Annotated in this window: 17 protein-coding genes; 12 read left to right on the top strand and 5 right to left on the bottom strand. The window is 56.5% G+C overall.

The window, feature by feature from the left end; translation table 11 throughout:
* Positions 1 to 415 precede the first annotated feature (415 nt).
* Both ACR0IU_RS16415 and ACR0IU_RS16420 read right to left on the bottom strand, forming a co-directional pair.
* Complete coding sequence (locus ACR0IU_RS16415; RefSeq protein WP_170780100.1) at positions 416 to 970, bottom strand: ActR/PrrA/RegA family redox response regulator transcription factor; 555 nt, start codon at positions 968 to 970, stop codon at positions 416 to 418.
* Between the two features lie 87 nt (positions 971 to 1057).
* Positions 1058 to 1675, bottom strand: a complete 618-nt coding sequence (locus ACR0IU_RS16420) for an SCO family protein (protein WP_480717004.1) — start codon at positions 1673 to 1675, stop codon at positions 1058 to 1060.
* An 89-nt stretch (positions 1676 to 1764) separates the two neighbouring features.
* On the opposite strand from ACR0IU_RS16420, the gene regB reads away from it, so the two are divergent.
* The 10 genes from regB (at position 1765) to ACR0IU_RS16470 (ending at position 14381) form a co-directional block, all read left to right on the top strand.
* Positions 1765 to 3156, top strand: a complete 1392-nt coding sequence (regB, locus tag ACR0IU_RS16425; RefSeq protein WP_170471155.1) for a sensor histidine kinase RegB — start codon at positions 1765 to 1767, stop codon at positions 3154 to 3156.
* 65 nt (positions 3157 to 3221) lie between these two features.
* Positions 3222 to 4730: a PAS-domain containing protein gene (locus ACR0IU_RS16430; RefSeq protein WP_480717005.1), complete on the top strand. Its 1509-nt coding sequence runs from the start codon at positions 3222 to 3224 to the stop codon at positions 4728 to 4730.
* Between the two features lie 40 nt (positions 4731 to 4770).
* Positions 4771 to 5241, top strand: a complete 471-nt coding sequence (tsaE, locus tag ACR0IU_RS16435) for a tRNA (adenosine(37)-N6)-threonylcarbamoyltransferase complex ATPase subunit type 1 TsaE (protein WP_480717006.1) — start codon at positions 4771 to 4773, stop codon at positions 5239 to 5241.
* On the top strand, positions 5238 to 6242 hold the full coding sequence (locus ACR0IU_RS16440) for a phosphotransferase (RefSeq protein WP_170773544.1): 1005 nt from the start codon (positions 5238 to 5240) through the stop codon (positions 6240 to 6242). The genes tsaE and ACR0IU_RS16440 overlap by 4 nt, the downstream gene beginning before the upstream one ends.
* A complete protein-coding gene (locus ACR0IU_RS16445; protein ID WP_480717007.1) occupies positions 6239 to 6925 on the top strand; it encodes a nucleotidyltransferase family protein in 687 nt (228 codons plus the stop codon). The genes ACR0IU_RS16440 and ACR0IU_RS16445 overlap by 4 nt, the downstream gene beginning before the upstream one ends.
* Positions 6918 to 9845, top strand: coding sequence for a double-strand break repair protein AddB (gene addB, locus ACR0IU_RS16450; protein ID WP_480717008.1), 2928 nt, complete (start codon positions 6918 to 6920; stop codon positions 9843 to 9845). Before ACR0IU_RS16445 ends, addB begins: the two co-directional genes overlap by 8 nt.
* Positions 9842 to 13201 carry a double-strand break repair helicase AddA gene (addA, locus tag ACR0IU_RS16455; protein WP_480717009.1) on the top strand — a complete coding sequence of 1120 codons (3360 nt, stop codon included), beginning with the start codon at positions 9842 to 9844 and terminating at the stop codon, positions 13199 to 13201. The genes addB and addA overlap by 4 nt, the downstream gene beginning before the upstream one ends.
* A 58-nt stretch (positions 13202 to 13259) precedes the next feature.
* Positions 13260 to 13580 carry a thioredoxin gene (gene trxA, locus ACR0IU_RS16460; protein ID WP_010442999.1) on the top strand — a complete coding sequence of 107 codons (321 nt, stop codon included), beginning with the start codon at positions 13260 to 13262 and terminating at the stop codon, positions 13578 to 13580.
* A gap of 91 nt (positions 13581 to 13671) precedes the next feature.
* On the top strand, positions 13672 to 14022 hold the full coding sequence (locus ACR0IU_RS16465) for a Lin0512 family protein (protein ID WP_480717010.1): 351 nt from the start codon (positions 13672 to 13674) through the stop codon (positions 14020 to 14022).
* Entirely contained in the window at positions 14019 to 14381 is a 363-nt protein-coding gene (locus ACR0IU_RS16470) for a Lin0512 family protein (protein WP_480717011.1), read from the top strand. The genes ACR0IU_RS16465 and ACR0IU_RS16470 overlap by 4 nt, the downstream gene beginning before the upstream one ends.
* Before the next feature lie 56 nt (positions 14382 to 14437).
* Here ACR0IU_RS16470 and ACR0IU_RS16475 read toward each other — a convergent pair whose 3' ends face one another.
* Positions 14438 to 14635 carry a DUF1127 domain-containing protein gene (locus ACR0IU_RS16475; protein ID WP_170542499.1) on the bottom strand — a complete coding sequence of 66 codons (198 nt, stop codon included), beginning with the start codon at positions 14633 to 14635 and terminating at the stop codon, positions 14438 to 14440.
* 198 nt (positions 14636 to 14833) lie between these two features.
* Here ACR0IU_RS16475 and hslV point away from each other — a divergent pair, with 198 nt between their 5' ends.
* Positions 14834 to 15391 carry an ATP-dependent protease subunit HslV gene (gene hslV / locus ACR0IU_RS16480; RefSeq protein WP_170397812.1) on the top strand — a complete coding sequence of 186 codons (558 nt, stop codon included), beginning with the start codon at positions 14834 to 14836 and terminating at the stop codon, positions 15389 to 15391.
* Positions 15388 to 15741: a hypothetical protein gene (locus ACR0IU_RS16485; RefSeq protein WP_480717012.1), complete on the top strand. Its 354-nt coding sequence runs from the start codon at positions 15388 to 15390 to the stop codon at positions 15739 to 15741. Before hslV ends, ACR0IU_RS16485 begins: the two co-directional genes overlap by 4 nt.
* A gap of 29 nt (positions 15742 to 15770) precedes the next feature.
* On the opposite strand, the gene ACR0IU_RS16490 is transcribed toward ACR0IU_RS16485, so the two are convergent.
* Both ACR0IU_RS16490 and ACR0IU_RS16495 read right to left on the bottom strand, forming a co-directional pair.
* The gene (locus tag ACR0IU_RS16490) at positions 15771 to 17012 is read right to left on the bottom strand and encodes an MFS transporter (protein ID WP_010442994.1); all 1242 of its coding nucleotides are present in this window, start codon (positions 17010 to 17012) and stop codon (positions 15771 to 15773) included.
* Between the two features lie 105 nt (positions 17013 to 17117).
* Positions 17118 to 17519, bottom strand: a complete 402-nt coding sequence (locus ACR0IU_RS16495) for a DM13 domain-containing protein (protein ID WP_170780088.1) — start codon at positions 17517 to 17519, stop codon at positions 17118 to 17120.
* Positions 17520 to 17621: the final 102 nt, after the last annotated feature.

Raw genomic sequence — 17621 nt, forward strand, 5'->3', positions numbered from 1 at the left:
GCTTCAATTGCTGACGGGACATCCAACGCCTTCCTTCCAGTCTTGATCAGCGATTTCGGCGGGTTGTGTATGCTTTTCATATCAATCTGCATTGAACCACCGGCCTGCGCATTCAACCTGTGCAGCAAAGTAGCAATAACCGTTGAACAGGCGCATTAATGATTTTTCATATACAGAAATGTACGCGCCGGCGGATCAAACGCCTGCATATGAACGGTTTGCAAAAAATGCCTTTTATAGTGGTAGATTTTGAGAATATCTGAGGCACTGGGCGTGTTCGATTCCATCAAGATATTCCCTTACCCCGAGTTTTCGACCTAGTTAGTTTCAACCACTTAAAGATACCTGGAGCTTCCGAGAAACGCAGTTGCTCTGCGATATACCTCAGGATTTGCAAATTTACCTATGAGATGACCTATCGTGGGCTGCGCTTCGCCAAAATCCGCTGCAACGTCCTGCGGTGCATGTTCAGGCGGCGCGCTGTTTCCGAGACATTGCGATCACACAGCTCATACACACGCTGGATATGTTCCCATCGAACACGGTCGGCACTCATGGGGTTTTCCGGCGGCGGGGGCATTTCGTCACCCTTTGCCAACAATGCGTTGGTGATATCAGTCGCGTCGGCGGGTTTGGACAGATAATCGGTTGCGCCAATCTTGACCGCTGCGACTGCAGTGGCGATGGCTCCGTACCCGGTCAGAACCACAACCCGGCTGTCCGGGCGCTTTTCACGCAGAACTTCGACCACATCAAGCCCGTTGCCATCCTCAAGCCGCAGATCAACCACAGCATATGCGGGTGGTCGTGCGGTCGATATGGCGCGGCCCGCTGCGACAGAACCTGCTGTCTCAACCTCGAATCCACGCTTTTCCATGGCCTTGGCCAGACGTCTCAGAAACGGCTCGTCATCATCTACCAGAAGCAGCGATTTATCGGGGCCGATTTCAAGCTGGGGACTGTCTGCCATATGTGGGTCTTTCCGCTATTTCACGCTGTTTGGCTTTATCATGAGTAATAGCAGCGCCATTCCAAAGGTCAAACCGACTGTTGCGCGTCAGATCTTGTCAAGGAAACAACCAACCTTGTCCGCCATCTGCTCGGCGGTATCATCACGCTTGAAGAATTCAAGGAAACCGTCCTCTGGCGTGACCAGGTACGTGAACGTTGAGTGATCGACCAAGTAGTACTCATCGCTTTTGTCATGCGCTTTGTAGTAGGTTTTGTAGGCCTTGCTCGCGGCTTTGACTTGTTCGGGTGAGCCAGTCAGGGCGATCATACGTTCATGCAGGTTGAACGCGTAATCATCCAATACTTCGGGCGTATCACGGTCAGGGTCAATTGAAATAAACAAGGGCGTCACCGACTGTCCGCGTTCGGCAAGCAGGTCAATCGCTTCGGCATTGCGGGACATGTCGAAAGGGCAGACATCGGGGCAGAACGTATATCCGAAATAGATCAACGTTGGTTCGGTGATCACATCCGAGTCTGTCACCGTCGCTCCCTTGCTGTCGACCAGCTCGAATGGTCCACCAATAGCGGCGCTGCCGCCCGCGATCTGGCTTGAACGGCACTGGGCAAACTTGTCAGCCGAACCACCGCGTGTCAGCAGCCACATTGCACCCAGACCAACGGCCAGAACAACAGTTGCGAGTATGGCATAAAGACGGAGCATGACGGCTATCCTGAGACGAAGGTTGTTGATCGGTTCGGTCGGCACTCCTATCAACGTTGTGGGCCGACGCAATAGGACATAATCGACAGATGACGGATTCCAACACCAGCCTTTGGCGCGGGCAAGAACGTAGCACCTGGATCAGGTTGCGGACACTGATCCTGTTGCGATGGGTGGCAATCATTGGACAGTTCACGGCAATCACAGTCGCGCAACAATACTATAATGTGCAGCTCGAGCTTGGCCTGTGTTACTTTGCCATTGGCGTTTCCGTCATGGGCAATCTAACAGCAATCCTGTTGTTCCCCGAAAACAAGCGCCTGTCCGAGTTCGAGAACTTTCTGATGGTGCTGTTCGATCTACTGCAACTGTCGATACTGCTCTATCTGACTGGCGGGCTTAACAATCCTTTTGCGCTACTATTGATCGGGCCGGTGACGATTTCAGCCAATGTGATGAGCACGCGTTCAACCCTGATCATCGGCAGCGTTGCGGTGATCCTGACAACATTGCTGGCACAGTTTCACCTGCCGCTGCGTACCAATCTGGGCCTTGTTTTGGATATCCCTGACATATTGTTGTTCGGAAATTGGGCCGCAATCATCATCGCCATTATATTCATCGGCGCCTATTCCCATCGTATCAGCTCAGAAGTGCAGTCGATGTCCGAGGCGCTGTCGGCCACGCATATGGCACTGGCGCGCGAACAAAAGCTCACCGATCTTGGCGGCGTCGTCGCGGCCGCTGCGCATGAGTTGGGGACACCTTTGGCCACGATCAAGCTGGCCAGTTCAGAGTTGATCGAAGAGCTGGACGATCGCCCCGAACTGAAAGAAGACGCGGCTTTGATCCGTGAGCAGGCCGACCGTTGTCGCGATATATTGCGTGACATGGGACGGGCCGGAAAAGATGACCTTCACCTCCGACAGGCACCTTTGTCGACGGTGATCCACGAATCTGCAGAACCGCATATCAACCGGGGCAAGCAAGTGCATTTCGAAGAGAAGCCGGTTGCCGACGGCGATGTTCAGCAACCCTCAATTCTGCGCAAGCCCGAGATCATTCACGGATTGCGCAATTTAATCCAGAATGCTGTGGATTTCGCGCGGGCAAATGTCTGGATCGAGGCTGAATGGACCTCGGATCAGATCAGTGTTTCGATAATGGATGACGGTCGCGGATACCCCTCACACATTATCGGACGAATTGGCGATCCGTTCATGCGCCGCCGCCGGGCCGACCGCAGCAGCCGGCCCGAATATGAAGGCATGGGGCTTGGATTGTTCATTGCCAAAACCCTGCTCGAGCGCAGTGGCGCCGAGCTTTACTTTGCTAATGGCGCAGACCCGTATCAAACTTTGACAGATCAGCAGGAACGCAAAGGGGCAATCGTCAAGGTAATCTGGCCGCGCAAACTGATTGATGCGCAAACAGGCGACACGCCAGTCCCCTCGGGCGCAAACCAACCCTTCCAGATCTAAGTTAAGATCCCGTTAACTATTGCCCTTCATACAGGCTCGGGTTGTTTTGACAGGGGCGTTGAATAATGGCCGACTGGATCATTCTGGCCGCTATCAGCATGGTATCGGCCTGTTTTGCCATATTGTGGTTGTTGCCTCGGCACCAGAAATCGCTTGTAGATTACGGGCTGTCGTCGCCCGGATCGCTATTTGATGTGGTCTTCCTTTTCGATGGGGACAGGTTGATCAGCCACTCTGATATCGCATTGGCCGGATATGAGTCCGTCACCAGCTGGTCCGATCTGCACAGGCTGCTTCAGCGTGACTATCCCTCTTTCCCGGAAACACCCGAACTCGTTCGGGCTCGGGGCCATCTGGTTGTATCCGCAATTGATTGCACAGTTGACCGCGAAGTCTCATGTGAATGGATAGATGGGGTGATCCGCGTCCAGTTGCGCGATCTGAAGGACACTGTATCGGCAAAGCGCGCCGACCCGAATGACCCGACCCGTTTAGCGATGGATCAAGCACCTTACCCGGTATGGCTGTCGGTCGAATGCAACACGGTGCGTTGGTGTAACGCGGCCTATGTTTCTCTGGCTCGGAAAATCTCGGGGCCGGATGCGGATTTGACCAAACCGGTTTTTCCACTGCTTTCAGACGAGGCACAACTGGGCCGGAAATCCCGTGTCTCGGTTCAGATCAAAGACAGTGAATCCAGATTGTGGTTTGATCTGACCCGTGTTGCCCAAGACCAGGGTCAGTTGTGTTATGCCGTCGATATCAACGCGATTGTTGAGGCGGAAACCGCACAGCGCAAATTCGTTCAGACAATGACCAAAACCTTTGCCCAACTCTCAATTGGTCTGGCCATTTTTGACCGTAACAGCCAGTTGGCTTTGTTTAATCCTGCACTGATTGATCTGACCTCACTGCCGCCGGATTTTCTGAGCCTTCGCCCAAGCCTGTCCAGCTTTTTTGACCGGTTGCGCGATCTGCATATGATGCCAGAGCCCAAAAACTACCGCAGCTGGCGGCGTCAGATGAATGATCTACTGGAAGCGGCCCAGGATGGGAACTATCAGGAAACTTGGTCATTACATTCAGGCTCAGTCTATTCCGTCAGCGGACGCCCACACCCGGATGGCGCTGTGGCCTTTTTGTTCGAAGATATCACCGCCGAAATTACGTTGACGCGCAGGTTCCGCGCTGAGATGGATTTGATGCAGTCCATTCTGGACAAGCTTGCTGATGCGATCGCTGTCTTTTCGGATGACGGGACGCTGGCAACGACGAACTATGCCTACCAGTTGATGTGGGGTGACAGCGGCGAGGTCGGGTTTGAGCCTACTACTGTTCTTGAAATCACCCGCCAGTGGCAGGAACATTGCGCCGCCACTCCAATCCTTGGCGAGATCCGGGAATTTGTAACCACGCGCGAGAACCGGGCCGAATGGTCAGGCGAACTGACCCTAAAGTCGGGCAGTACAATGACCTGCACAGTCAGTCCCATGCAAAACGGGGCAACCATCGTTCGCTTCACCTCAGACAGTGCCGTTGAAAACATCGCGCAGCAGCAAAAAATCAGCGCCTGAACCGGTTGCAGCCAACCCGACGTAGGTTCATTGTGGCGCCATGAATGCGCCGCTGAAAATGACTCTCAAATCCCCTCAGGACACTGCGGAAATCGCCACCCGATTGGGGGGTGCATTGCAACCGGGCGACACCGTCCTGCTTGAAGGTTCGATCGGCAGCGGCAAAACCCATTTCGCGCGCGCTCTGATCCAGTCGACGCTGATGAAGCCTGAGGATGTACCGTCACCAACTTACACACTGGTTCAGGTCTATGAGACGCGGATCGGGGAAATTTGGCACTCTGATCTCTATCGGCTTGCATCCGTGGAAGAGATTGAAGAGTTGGGGTTGGTCGACGCATTTGACACCAGCATCTGCCTGATCGAGTGGCCCGAAAAACTGGGTCCGTTGTCCCCACAATCGGCCTTGCTTGTTCATTTCGCAACCGACCCCGACGATCAGGACACCCGGCAAGTTTCACTTACATGGTCGGACCCGAAATGGAGCACCAGGCTGGAGATGATCCAATGACAAACCGGGCCATTTTGGCAGAAGCATTGATCGCGCAGACCCCATGGAGCGGTGCGCAACATGCACCCTTGGCCGGCGATGCCTCGAACCGCCGGTACGAGCGCTTGACCGATCCCGCCACTGGCCGCACAGCGGTTCTAATGGACGCCCCACCCGACAAAGGTGAGTCGGTCGAACCTTTCGTGCGCATGTCGGAGTATTTGCGTTCAATCGGGCTGAGTGCTCCAGAAATTTATGCAGAGGACAGTGAATTCGGATTTCTGCTGCTCGAAGATTTGGGCGACGCTCTGTTTGCCCGCGTCTTGCGAGACGATCCAACGCTTGAACGCACCCTGTATGACGTGGCAACCGATGTTCTGGTCCATCTTCACGCGGCCCACACTCTTTCGCTCGACAGCTATGATCCTGCTCTGATGACTGAGCTTGCGGCGCTTTCTTTCACCAAATACGCTCAAGGCATTCAAGGGTCACATGATGAAGAGGCGCGCGCGCGGTTCGAGCTTCGCTTTGCCGATATCCTGCACCGCGAAACCGGCGGGACACGGGTTGTTGTACAACGCGATTATCACGCAGAGAATCTGATCTGGCTGCCTGATCGAGACGGCCTGGCGCGCGTAGGACTGCTGGATTTCCAAAGCGCGATGTTAGGGCACCCGGCCTATGATTTGATGTCGCTGCTGCAGGATGTGCGCCGGACTGTACCTGTTGGCATCGAGATGCGGATGATCGACCGTTATATCACTGCAACCGGTGTTGACGGGCACGATTTCCGTACCGCTTATGCGGTTCTGGGCGCACAGCGCAACCTGCGTATTCTGGGTGGATTTGCGCGGCTGGCAATAGATTATGGTAAACCACATTACGTAGACCTGATCCCCGCTGCCTGGGCCCATTTGATGCGCGATCTGGAGCATCCGGCGCTGGTTCCCGTGGCGGGTCTTTTGCGCAGCGCCCTGCCCGAACCAAGCCCGGAGAACCTTGCAAAGCTGAGGTCGCAATGACCGCTACGCCCCAAGCTGCAATGCTTTTTGCTGCCGGTTTCGGCACCCGTATGGGGGCCTTGACCAAAGACCGACCAAAGCCATTGATCAAGGTCTCCGGGCGACCTTTGATCGACCATGCGTTGGATTTGGTCGATGCGCTGAGACCATTACGTGTTGTCGCCAACCTGCATTATCGCGCCGACCAGATTGCCGATCATCTGGCGGGCCACGACGTGGCGCTGTCTCTCGAAGAGCCGCGCATTCTGGACACCGGTGGCGGGTTGCGCGCAGCGTTGCCGCTGCTTGGTCCCGAGCCGGTCTTCACCCTGAATAGCGATGCGATCTGGGCCGGACCAAACCCGCTGAAATTACTCAGGGACCACTGGGATCCAGATGAAATGGATGCGCTTCTAATGTGCATTCCGATCGGACAGGCTTTTGGTCATGCCGGTCCGGGTGATTTTACTCAGGACAGCACCGGGCGGATCACTCGAGGCGCAGGTCTGATATATGGCGGGGCTCAGATAATCAAAACCAACGGGCTGCATGACTTCGATGAGGACGTGTTTTCCTTGAACGTGTTGTGGGATCAGATGCTGCAGCATAATCGCCTATTTGCGCTGTCCTACCCCGGTCGATGGTGCGATGTGGGGCATCCCGAAGGTATTGATCTGGCCGAGGGGCTGATTGCCGATGTTTGAGCCCAGCGTCCTGCCCCGGGTGTTCGCCGTGCCTCCGGGCGCGGATTTCCCGAAGGTGTTGGTAGACGGCTTGCGTCAACGGTTTGATGGTCGGCCGCCGGATGCTCTGGCGCGGGTTCAACTGGTGATCAACACCCGCCGCATGGCACGCAGGGTACGTGATCTGTTTGATCAAGGACCGCCCTGCTTACTCCCGCGGTTGTCTTTGGTCACCGACCTGGGCGAAAGCGCGGATCTCGCGCAGATCCCGCCCGCAATTCCACCCTTACGTCGCAGGCTGGAATTGACGCAGCTGATTGCCAAATTGCTGGATCAACAACCCGATCTGGCCGCGCGGTCCTCACTTTTTGATCTGTCCGACAGCCTTGCCGCGCTGATTGACGAGATGCAGGGCGAAGGCGTCTCACCCGAGGCGATCAGGCAACTGGATGTCAGCGACATGTCCGGTCATTGGGCCCGGGCACAAGCATTTATCGGCATCACAGATCAGTTCATGGAGTCTGGCGCAGATACGCTTGACGCGCAGGCCCGGCAACGCCGCGTGGTCGAAAACCTGATCGCGCGCTGGCAGATCTCGCCGCCTGCACATCCGGTCATATTGGCGGGTTCTACAGGGTCACGCGGAACCACCTTAATGCTGATGCAGGCCGTCGCGCGCCTGCCGCAAGGGGCGCTGGTGTTGCCAGGCTATGATTTCGACCAGCCCGAGCATGTCTGGAGCAATCTGGATGACGCCCTGACCTCCGAGGATCATCCGCAATATCGATTCCGCAAACTAATGCTCGGGCTTGGGCTTGTTCCCGATCAGATTCAGCCTTGGACCCCGGAACAGGCGCCCTCACCTGCGCGTAACAAGCTGATCTCACTTGCCTTGCGCCCTGCCCCGGTGACTGACGCCTGGATGACCGAGGGTCCTCACCTAGCTGATCTGAATGGTGCAACCAAGGATGTCACACTGATCGAAGCGTCTTCTCCTCGGGCTGAGGCATTAGCCATTGCGCTGCGCCTTCGTCAGGCCGCCGAAACCGGGCAAACCGCCGCGCTCATAACGCCTGACCGGATGTTGACACGTCAGGTCAGCGCCGCGTTGGACCGGTGGAATATTCTGCCCGATGACAGCGCGGGCTTACCGCTACAATTGTCTCCACCCGGTCGGTTTTTGCGCCATGTCGCTGGGTTGTTCGCGCGCCGTTTGGATGGTGAGGCATTGCTGACACTGCTCAAGCATCCACTTTGCCATGATGGCGGCGACCGGGGCGCCCATCTGCTACACACCCGCGATCTGGAACTCGACCTGCGCCGCCACGGCCCGCCCTTTCCCGACAGTGTGAGCCTGACAGCCTTTGCCATTCGCAACGAAGCGCTCGAGGACTGGGTTCGCTGGGTGAATAATGCATTCTGCGATCAATACCGGCCAGATGAGCAACCGCTGTCAGACTGGGTCGCGCGACTTCGCACATTGGCGGAAACAATCTCGGCGGGTGCCACTGGTGAACCGGGCACATTGTGGGACAAGAATGCCGGCCAAAAGGCGCTTGCGGTAATGGCGGCACTGGAGGGCGAGGCACACCACGGTGGCGCGATGACCGCCCATGATTTTGCGGATCTTCTGGGCGCGTTATTGGCGGGTGAGGAGGTTCGCGACCGCGATGCGCCCCACCCGCATTTGATGATTTGGGGCACGCTGGAAGCGCGCGTACAGGGCGCAGATCTTTTGATACTGGGCGGCCTGAACGAAGGCAGCTGGCCTGAGTCTGCGGCACCCGATCCCTGGTTAAACCGACAGATGCGCAACGAAGCGGGGCTTTTGCTGCCCGAGCGCCGGATCGGCTTATCCGCGCATGACTTCCAACAAGCTGCAGGTGCACCGGAGGTGGTTCTGACCCGCGCGATCCGCTCGGATGACGCGGAAACCGTACCCTCTCGCTGGCTAAACCGCATGACCAACCTTTTGCAGGGCTTGCCTGAACAAGGTGGAACCGATGCTTTGGCGGCAATGCGCGCGCGTGGCCAAAAATGGTTGGATTGGGCAGAAACACTGGAACATGCGCCCCAAATTGCAGCGGCTCACCGACCGTCACCACGTCCGCCCGTCGCAGCACGTCCGCGACGGCTATCGGTAACCGAGATCAAGCGTCTGATCCGCGATCCTTACGCCATCTACGCCCGACACGTTTTGCGCCTGAAGCCTCTGGACCCGTTAGTACAGGCTCCGGACGCGCTGTTACGTGGCATCGTCATCCACGAGGTACTGGAACAGTTCGTGCGCGACAGTGTTCTGGATCCGGCGTTGCTGAGCCGTGAAAACTTCCTGAAACGGGCCGAAGCCCTGCTGCTGCAACACGTTGCATGGCCAACAGCGCGAAAGCTGTGGTTGGCACGGCTAGAGCGGATCACCGACAGTTTTCTATCCGCCGAGATTCACCGCCGCACCGATGGTGGGCCGGTGGCCTTTGAAGTTGGAATGCGTCTAGCGCTGGCCCCGTTGGACTTCACCATTGCCGGACGCGCTGACCGGATCGATCGAAGCGGGCAGGGAGCTTTGCGGATCATCGACTACAAAACCGGCACCCCGCCAACGGAAAGCCAGCAGGCAAAATTCGACAAACAACTACTGATCGAAGCCGCGATGGCCGAGCAAGGCGGTATCGAAGGATTCGACCCGCTTCCCGTTGCGCATGCGATTTTCATCGGTATGGGCGGCACCTACAAAGAGATACCCGCGCCCTTGCAGAACGAGCCAACCGACAAGGTACTGGCCGAACTGAAAGAGCTCATATCTGCCTATTTAGAGCCTGATCAGGGGTTCTCGTCACGCCGGATGCTACACAAGGATACGGATGTCGGGGATTATGATCATCTCGCCCGTTTCGGAGAGTGGGATCGGTCGGCAGAAACCGCACCGGAGGACCTGACATGAGCGCCCGCAATGATGCCACCGAACGGCAAGTTCAGGCCGCGCGCCCGGACGCCTCAACCTGGCTGGCGGCCAATGCGGGCTCGGGCAAGACCCGGGTGCTGACCGACCGGGTGGCGCGGCTGTTGCTGGATGGCGTGCAGCCGCAGCATATCCTGTGCCTGACCTATACCAAGGCCGCTGCAAGTGAGATGCAGAACCGGTTGTTCAAGCGTCTTGGCAAATGGGCGATGCTGGGCAACAGCGCCCTTCAGGAAGAACTGGTTGAACTCGGTGTCCCGGGTGTGATCGATCCCAACCGTTTGGCACAGGCGCGCACCTTGTTTGCCCGCGCCATCGAAACACCTGGCGGCTTGAAGATCCAAACGATCCACTCCTTCTGCGCCTCTTTGCTTCGACGCTTCCCGCTTGAGGCTGGGGTCAGCCCGCAATTCGCCGAAATGGAAGATCGGGCTGCCGCCCTGCTGCGCGAAGAGATCATTGAGGATTTTGCCGAAGGTCATCAGGCCGCACTGATCGAGGATGTTGCCCGCTTTGTCACAGATACCGGCTTTGACAAACTAACTGCCGCCGTGGCGCAAAGGCGGAACCAGTTTGAGGAAGTACTGCACTGGCCGGACTTATTGCAACGTTATGATCTGCCACAAGGATTTGATGAACAAGCCTTGCTGCAAAGCGTATTTCTGGGTGGAGAAGTTGACCTGATCCAGTCCATCTTACCTGCCCTGAAAGAGAGCGGCGGAAACAACGCCAAAGCTGCCGACAAGCTAATGGGCTTTGTCGATGCGCGGCTGAGCGACCTCTCGGTGCTAGAAAGCGTATTGCTTACAGGTAAGGCCGCAAAAGAACCGTTTACAGCTAAGATCAACAGTTTCCCCACCAAGTCGTTACGCGAAGGGGCGTTGGCCGACCGGATGCCCCAGCTTGAGGCCCTCATGTTGCGGGTAGAGGCCGCGCGGGAACAGAGGCTGGCGTTGATTGCTGCTCAGAAAACCCATGTTTTACATCGCCTTGCTGCAGCTTTCCTGCCTGAATACGAGCGGCGCAAGCAGCTGCGGGGCTGGCTGGATTTTGATGATCTGATCCTGCGCGCTCGGCAGGTGTTAAATGACCCGGCGGTGGCGGAATGGGTGCTGTACCGGCTTGATGGCGGCATCGATCACATTCTGGTGGACGAGGCGCAGGACACCAGTCCAGATCAGTGGGATGTGATCGAGAAACTGGCGCAGGAATTCACCAGCGGGGAAGGGGCCCGATCCGGGGTTGAGCGCACGATCTTTGTTGTCGGAGACAAGAAGCAATCGATCTATTCCTTTCAGGGCGCCGACCCGCAGGCCTTTGACCGGATGCAGGCCGAGTTTGGGCGAAAGCTGCAAGAATCAGGCTCTAAACTGTGGGATTCTACGCTAGAATATTCGTTCCGTTCATCCAGTGCGATCCTAGGACTGGTCGATATCCTGTTCGAAAACCGTGCCGAGGCCGGGTTCCAAAAAGACTCGCTGCACCGTGCCTTCAAGGCCGATCTACCCGGTCGTGTTGACCTGTGGCCTGTGGTCGAAAAGGTCGAGGAGGAGGAGGATACCGATTGGACCGACCCGGTCGACCGACCTGGCGCACGGCATCATACGGTTATTCTGGCAGAGCAGGTGGCCCGGTCGATCCGGAACATGATCGATGGCGGCGCGACAATTCCCGACGATGGAGAAACTCAAGGCACCTATATTCGCCGCAAGGTCCAGCCCGGCGACTTTCTGATTCTAGTCCAGCGCCGTTCGGACCTATTTGCCGAGATCATTCGTGCCTGCAAAGCTGCTGATCTGCCCATTGCGGGCGCTGACCGCTTAAAAGTGGGCGCTGAGCTGGCGGTCAAGGATCTCGCCGCGTTGCTAAGTTTTCTGGCCACACCCGAGGACAGCTTGTCTCTGGCCACGGTCCTTAAGTCCCCTTTGTTCGGCTGGTCCGAACAGCAATTGTTCGATCTGGCCCATCGCAGGGAAGAACCCTATCTTTGGGCCGCGCTGCGCAATCGGGCCGAAGAATTCCAGGATACGCTGGCCGTTCTGAACGATCTGCGTGGGCAGACCGACTTTCTGCGCCCCTACGACCTGATCGAGCGTATTCTGACGCGTCATGACGGGCGTCGCAAACTGCTGGGTCGGCTAGGGGCCGAGGCTGAGGACGGTATCAACGCACTACTGTCACAGGCGCTGGCCTATGAACGGACGGATATTCCCAGCCTCACCGGCTTTCTGGTCTGGATGCAAACCGATGACCTTGAGATCAAGCGCCAGATGAGCGGCGTCGGCAACATGATCCGAGTGATGACCGTTCATGGCTCGAAAGGGCTGGAAGCACCGATCGTGATTTTGCCGGACACTGGCAAACGGCAGCCACCGCGCGATGCCGAGATCATGATGGCAGGGGATACTCCCTCGTGGAAAGTACCCTCTGATACCTCACCCGCACTGATTGCTACGGCGCGTGAAGAAGCTCGAAGACGCGAGGAGAATGAACGGCTGCGCCTTCTTTATGTGGCTCTAACACGAGCAGAAAAGTGGTTGATAGTCGCCGCAGCCGGAGATGTGGGTAAAGATGGCAGCAGCTGGTATCAAATGGTCGAGGCCGCGATGGCGCGTGCAGGGGCCACTCTGATACCTGGTTCCCAGACACTCCGGCTGGCGCATGGAGACTGGGACGCATTGCCTGTTGTTGAAAATGACAGCGTCCAGAATATCGAACAAAACCTGCCGGAATTTTTCGATCAGTCAGCACCGCCAGCACCAACGCCGGTAGAAACATTAAGCCCTTCCGATCTGGGGGGTCCCAAGGCTTTGCCCGGAGATGCCGGGAAGGATGAAGAGGCGGCGAAACTCCGTGGAACGCGGCTGCACCTATTGCTGGAACATCTACCCGCTGTTGTTCAGGAGCAATGGTCGCATCTTTGCACACGACTGTTGGCCGATATGCAGGATGTGGAACGCCAGGAGTTGCTAAACGAAGCCGAGGCCGTCCTGACCGCCGATCATCTGAATCCGGTATTTGCACCGGATGCACTGGCCGAGGTCCCGGTCACCGCCGATTTGAACGGCGCCCGAATGCATGGGGTGATCGACCGATTGATCGTTACCGATACAGAAGTTCAAGTGATTGATTTCAAATCAAATGCGACTGTTCCGAACAGCCCTGAAACCTGCCCCGAGGGGTTGTTGCGCCAGATGGGGGCCTATGCAAATGCCCTGTCGCAAATATTTCCCAAGCACCAGATCCACACCGCAATACTATGGACCCGCACTGCACATCTCATGTGGCTGCCACACGATATAGTGACAGAAGCCCTGAGGCGTAGCGCTATATCTTGACCTCCTCCCGAACGGCACCTACGTTCTCAGCCCAAGCATTCCCATTCAGGAGACAGACATGTCGACCGTTGCCGTAACCGACGATACCTTTGACGCCGAAGTCAAGAATTCCGATATCCCCGTTGTGGTGGATTTCTGGGCCGAGTGGTGCGGCCCCTGCAAGCAGATCGGCCCCGCTCTGGAAGAGCTAGCCAGTGAATATGGCGGCAAGGTGAAGATTGCCAAAGTGGACGTTGACAGCAACCCGAACGCGGCGGCTGCCATGGGCGTACGCGGCATCCCGGCGCTGTTCATCTTCAAAGATGGGCAGGTCGTTTCAAACCGTGCGGGCGCTGCACCCAAAGCGGCACTGCAAAGCTGGATCGACGAGTCGATCTGAGCCGGTGTGAACCAATTTCATCAAAGGCGTCTCATGCGGGACGCCTTTTTTGTTTGACCGCACGGATGTGCTGATCTGACGGGAACAAGAAATGGCAAAAACACGAGTTCTGGTAGAATTCGGAATGGGCACGTCGTTGCGGCGTGAGGACTATACCGAGGCGGCGTTGCGCGCCGTCAAAGATGCACTCTGGCATAATTCGGTGAACATGGCAGAGCTGTTCGGGTTTCCGAAAGAAGCTATGATTATTGATGCCGAGATTGGCGTCCAACAACCAGACCAAGTAGATACCGAAGCGCTGAAAGCTGTATTTCTATACGGCCAACCGAGAATCACGGTAACGCAAGGCGGCTTGGATATTGAAAAGCCCCACATCGAAGGCCGCACGGTGATCGCCAATGCGGCGATCATTGTGTCTTTTGACATGGAGCCCGCGCAATGACCGAGAAACGCATCATTCTGGAGATGGGGACCGGCAATGACCTCTATGGTCAAGACTATACCAAGGCCGCGCGCCGCGCTGTTCAGGACGCACTGCACCACTCGTCAATCACATTGTTCTCTAAGCTGGGCATCGGCCACGAAGAGATGCGCGTTGAGGTCACGATTGGAGTGCAGCGGCCCGATGCGGTTGATTGTGATCTTGTCGCATCTGATCTTCCGCGGGGGCGCGCTTCGGTCCGTGCCGTTAAAGGCGGGCTGGATGTCGAGGACGCCGTGGCAGGCACGCTTCATGTTGTCGCCACCGCTGCGGTTGAGGCATATCTGCCTGATCTGGTGGGTAAATTCGTCAAGAGCTGAAAAAGAAAAAGCCGCTCGTCTGAGCGGCTCATCTTACGTCTAATTCTGATCTTAGATCAGAACTTGGCGATGTCGGCACGGTTCAGGCCTATATCATCCAGTTGCTCATCGCTCAGACGCGCCAGTTCATTGCGGGTCTTGCGAGATTGATACCATTCAACAACATTTTCGAATGAGTGGGAGAATACGTCCACTGCGTGCAGGATGGTGACTGCTCCGAGCGGCGCATGGGTTTTTGCGACAGCGTTTGCCATGTGCGTAGTCCTTTTCAACAGAAACAGCCGACCTGTTGTCGGTTGTGAGCCTCATGTAACGTCACCGGCTGAGTCTCACAAATGCTGACTCAACAGTCCCGGTTTGCATTTTCTGCATATCTTTTGGGCGGTTTTAGAACCGGTTGCGCAGAACCCGTACCCGGCCCATATATGGCAGCACAGATAACGGAGGCATTCATGGCAGACAGCGATTTTCCCGGATGGCACGGCACGACCATCATCGGCGTCAAGAAGGGCGGGCAGGTTGTCATCGCCGGGGACGGGCAGGTCAGCCTGGGCCAAACCGTGATCAAGGGCACCGCGCGAAAAGTACGTCGCCTGACACCGGGCGGATTCGAAGTGGTCGCCGGGTTTGCCGGATCTACGGCGGATGCGTTCACTCTTTTGGAACGGCTGGAAGCCAAGCTTGAGGCAACACCCGGCCAACTGGCGCGCGCTTCGGTCGAGCTGGCCAAGGACTGGCGCACCGACAAATACCTGCAAAAGCTTGAGGCGATGCTGATCGTTACCGATGGTAAGGATCTGCTCGTGATCACAGGGGCAGGGGACGTGCTTGAGCCGGAACACAACGTCGCTGCAATCGGATCGGGTGGCAACTTTGCCTTGGCGGCGGCCCGCGCGATGATGGATAGCGATAAACCGGCCGAGGATGTGGCGCGTGAAGCCATGGCAATTGCTGCGGATATCTGCGTCTATACCAATGGCAATCTGACGGTTGAGACGATCGGATCATGAGTGCAGTTCTGGCAGCGATATTTGGTGGGCTGATTGGCGGCATTGTTGGGCCGATTGTGCTTGAGGAATATCGAAGCCGGAAGCACGCCAAGACATGGAAAGAGCCGCGCAAGAAGCTCCTAGAGTCCATGTTGAGGGATACGAAATACAAGTTCAAAACTCTGGAACGGCTCAGCAGAACAATAGGCTGTACCGAAGATCAAACACGCTCGCTGTTGATCGAGCTGGAAGCCCGAGGCGCTGTTTCTAAGAAGACTAAAAAGGAAATCTGGGCACTGATTGAGCGCGCGCCACTACAGGAAAGCCAGCGCAAACTTGACGAAGAAATAATCGAGGAAGAGCAGGAGTAGGTAACCCCTTCCGCTCCAGCGGATGTTCTTTAGGCCAATAGCGCTTTAATCTCTTTCCCTTTCCAGCGCATGTGCATCCCGATCAGACCCATCAGCGCGGTCACGATTACGATGTAGTAGGGCACGCGGATGTCGATGCTCATCAATCCGCCTCCGATCAGGGACATGATACCGCCTGCCAGGCAGAACACGGCTGTGGTTACGCCCATAACCCAGCCTTGATCCGTTTCGGAAACGCTGGATGAGAACAAGCCCAGCAGCGTCGGATAAGATACGCCGAAGAAGAAATAGAAGAAGAAGACCGGGATAAAGCTCAGCACACCGCTTGGGCTGAAGGCAAAGCCAAAGCCGCAGATCACCATAACCACCAATGACGTATAGATGATCTGGTGCTTGCTGAATCGTTCCTGTGCAGGCTTCACGAGGAAGGTGCTGGAGAAGGCTAGCGCAACGCCGATCACCACCATCGCCATGCTACCTCCGATCACGCCATAGCCCCACGCGCTGGTCAGGAAGTTGTCGACGAACACATAGAAAGTGACGTTGGCAACCATGAACAGCGCATAGACGGGCATGATTTTGAGAACCAAAGGGTGCTCACGGACAGCTATGAGACTATCGGTGATGTCACGGGGACGGAAGACAAAGGGTTCGCGCTCGGTCCTGGTATCCTTGAAGAATGTGGTCACGAGGAAGATCGCGATCAGGACCAGAACAAACGCCCCGTAGAAAGGTGTCTTTAACGTCGCTGCACTGCCCAGCAAGGCGGCATCTGACAGGACCGCGCCGATAATCGGGCCGCCCACAAGGCCAAAGCTGACGCCAGTCACGATGTAGCCCATGTTGCGATCTCGGTCGGCTGCATCCGTGCTGCCGTCAATCATTGCAGCCTGCGCAATCGGCTGATTGCCAGCGGTAAATCCGGTGATCGACCGGCCAATGATCAGTAAAAGCAAGCTGTTCATATAAAGCGCAGCAATGGTCAGGGCGTAGCCGACCAGCGCTCCGGTCAGGCAAACCAGAAGGGCATTCTTGCGCCCGATGGAGTCCGAGACTTTCGAGACATAGACCACCCCCAGAAACCAAGACAGAAAGAAGCAGCCGATCACCAGACCATAATAGAAATGCCGGGTGCCCATGGCCGTGCTTTCTGGCAGAAAGCCCGACTTTGTTTCCATGATCAGAGAGTTGATTATGGGAAACACCAGACCTTGCCCGATCAGGTCGACAAAAACCACGAACAGCAAGGTAATCTTGGCAATCTTGGTCATAAAAACGCCCCCAGTTCCAATATCTTGGGGCGAGTGTAACAGACAGTTGCGCTGTTACCTAACGGCGTGTCAGAGGCCGGAAACTCCGACCTCTGACAGTCGTGATTACTTCAGCGAAGCGACGCCCAGCGGGACACCAGCAACCTCGCACCAGATGTAGACTTCGTTATAGGCCGAGACATCCATGGTTGGCGGAACGGCATAGGATTGCTTACCGGTCAGGTGCAGCAGCGCGCCTAGCTTGCTATCGGAGGCGTATGTGCCGTCCTTGCCAAACGCAACGCGTGGGTCCGGGCCGCCATCCAGCGAAAAATCCTGACCCAGTTCAACGATGTAACGTTCGCCGTCTTTGACCAGCTTCACCGAACCAGTGGTGATGTGGTTCGAGCGACCTTCGAACGTGCCTTTCTTTTTGGCGCCGCCGGCCAGGGCAGAGGTCGTGCCGGCCAGGGTCAGGGCCGCGCCTGTAGCTGCAGCTTTCATAAAAAGCGAACGACGAGTCATCATGATGAGGTATCTCCGTAAAATGATGCGAACTGGGGTGTCCGTCGCAAAGGGTTATGCAGCAGTTGCCGCGTGATTGACGATTCACATCGCCACGAATTTCCG

It is taken from the genome of Ruegeria sp. CL5 (assembly GCF_056536485.1).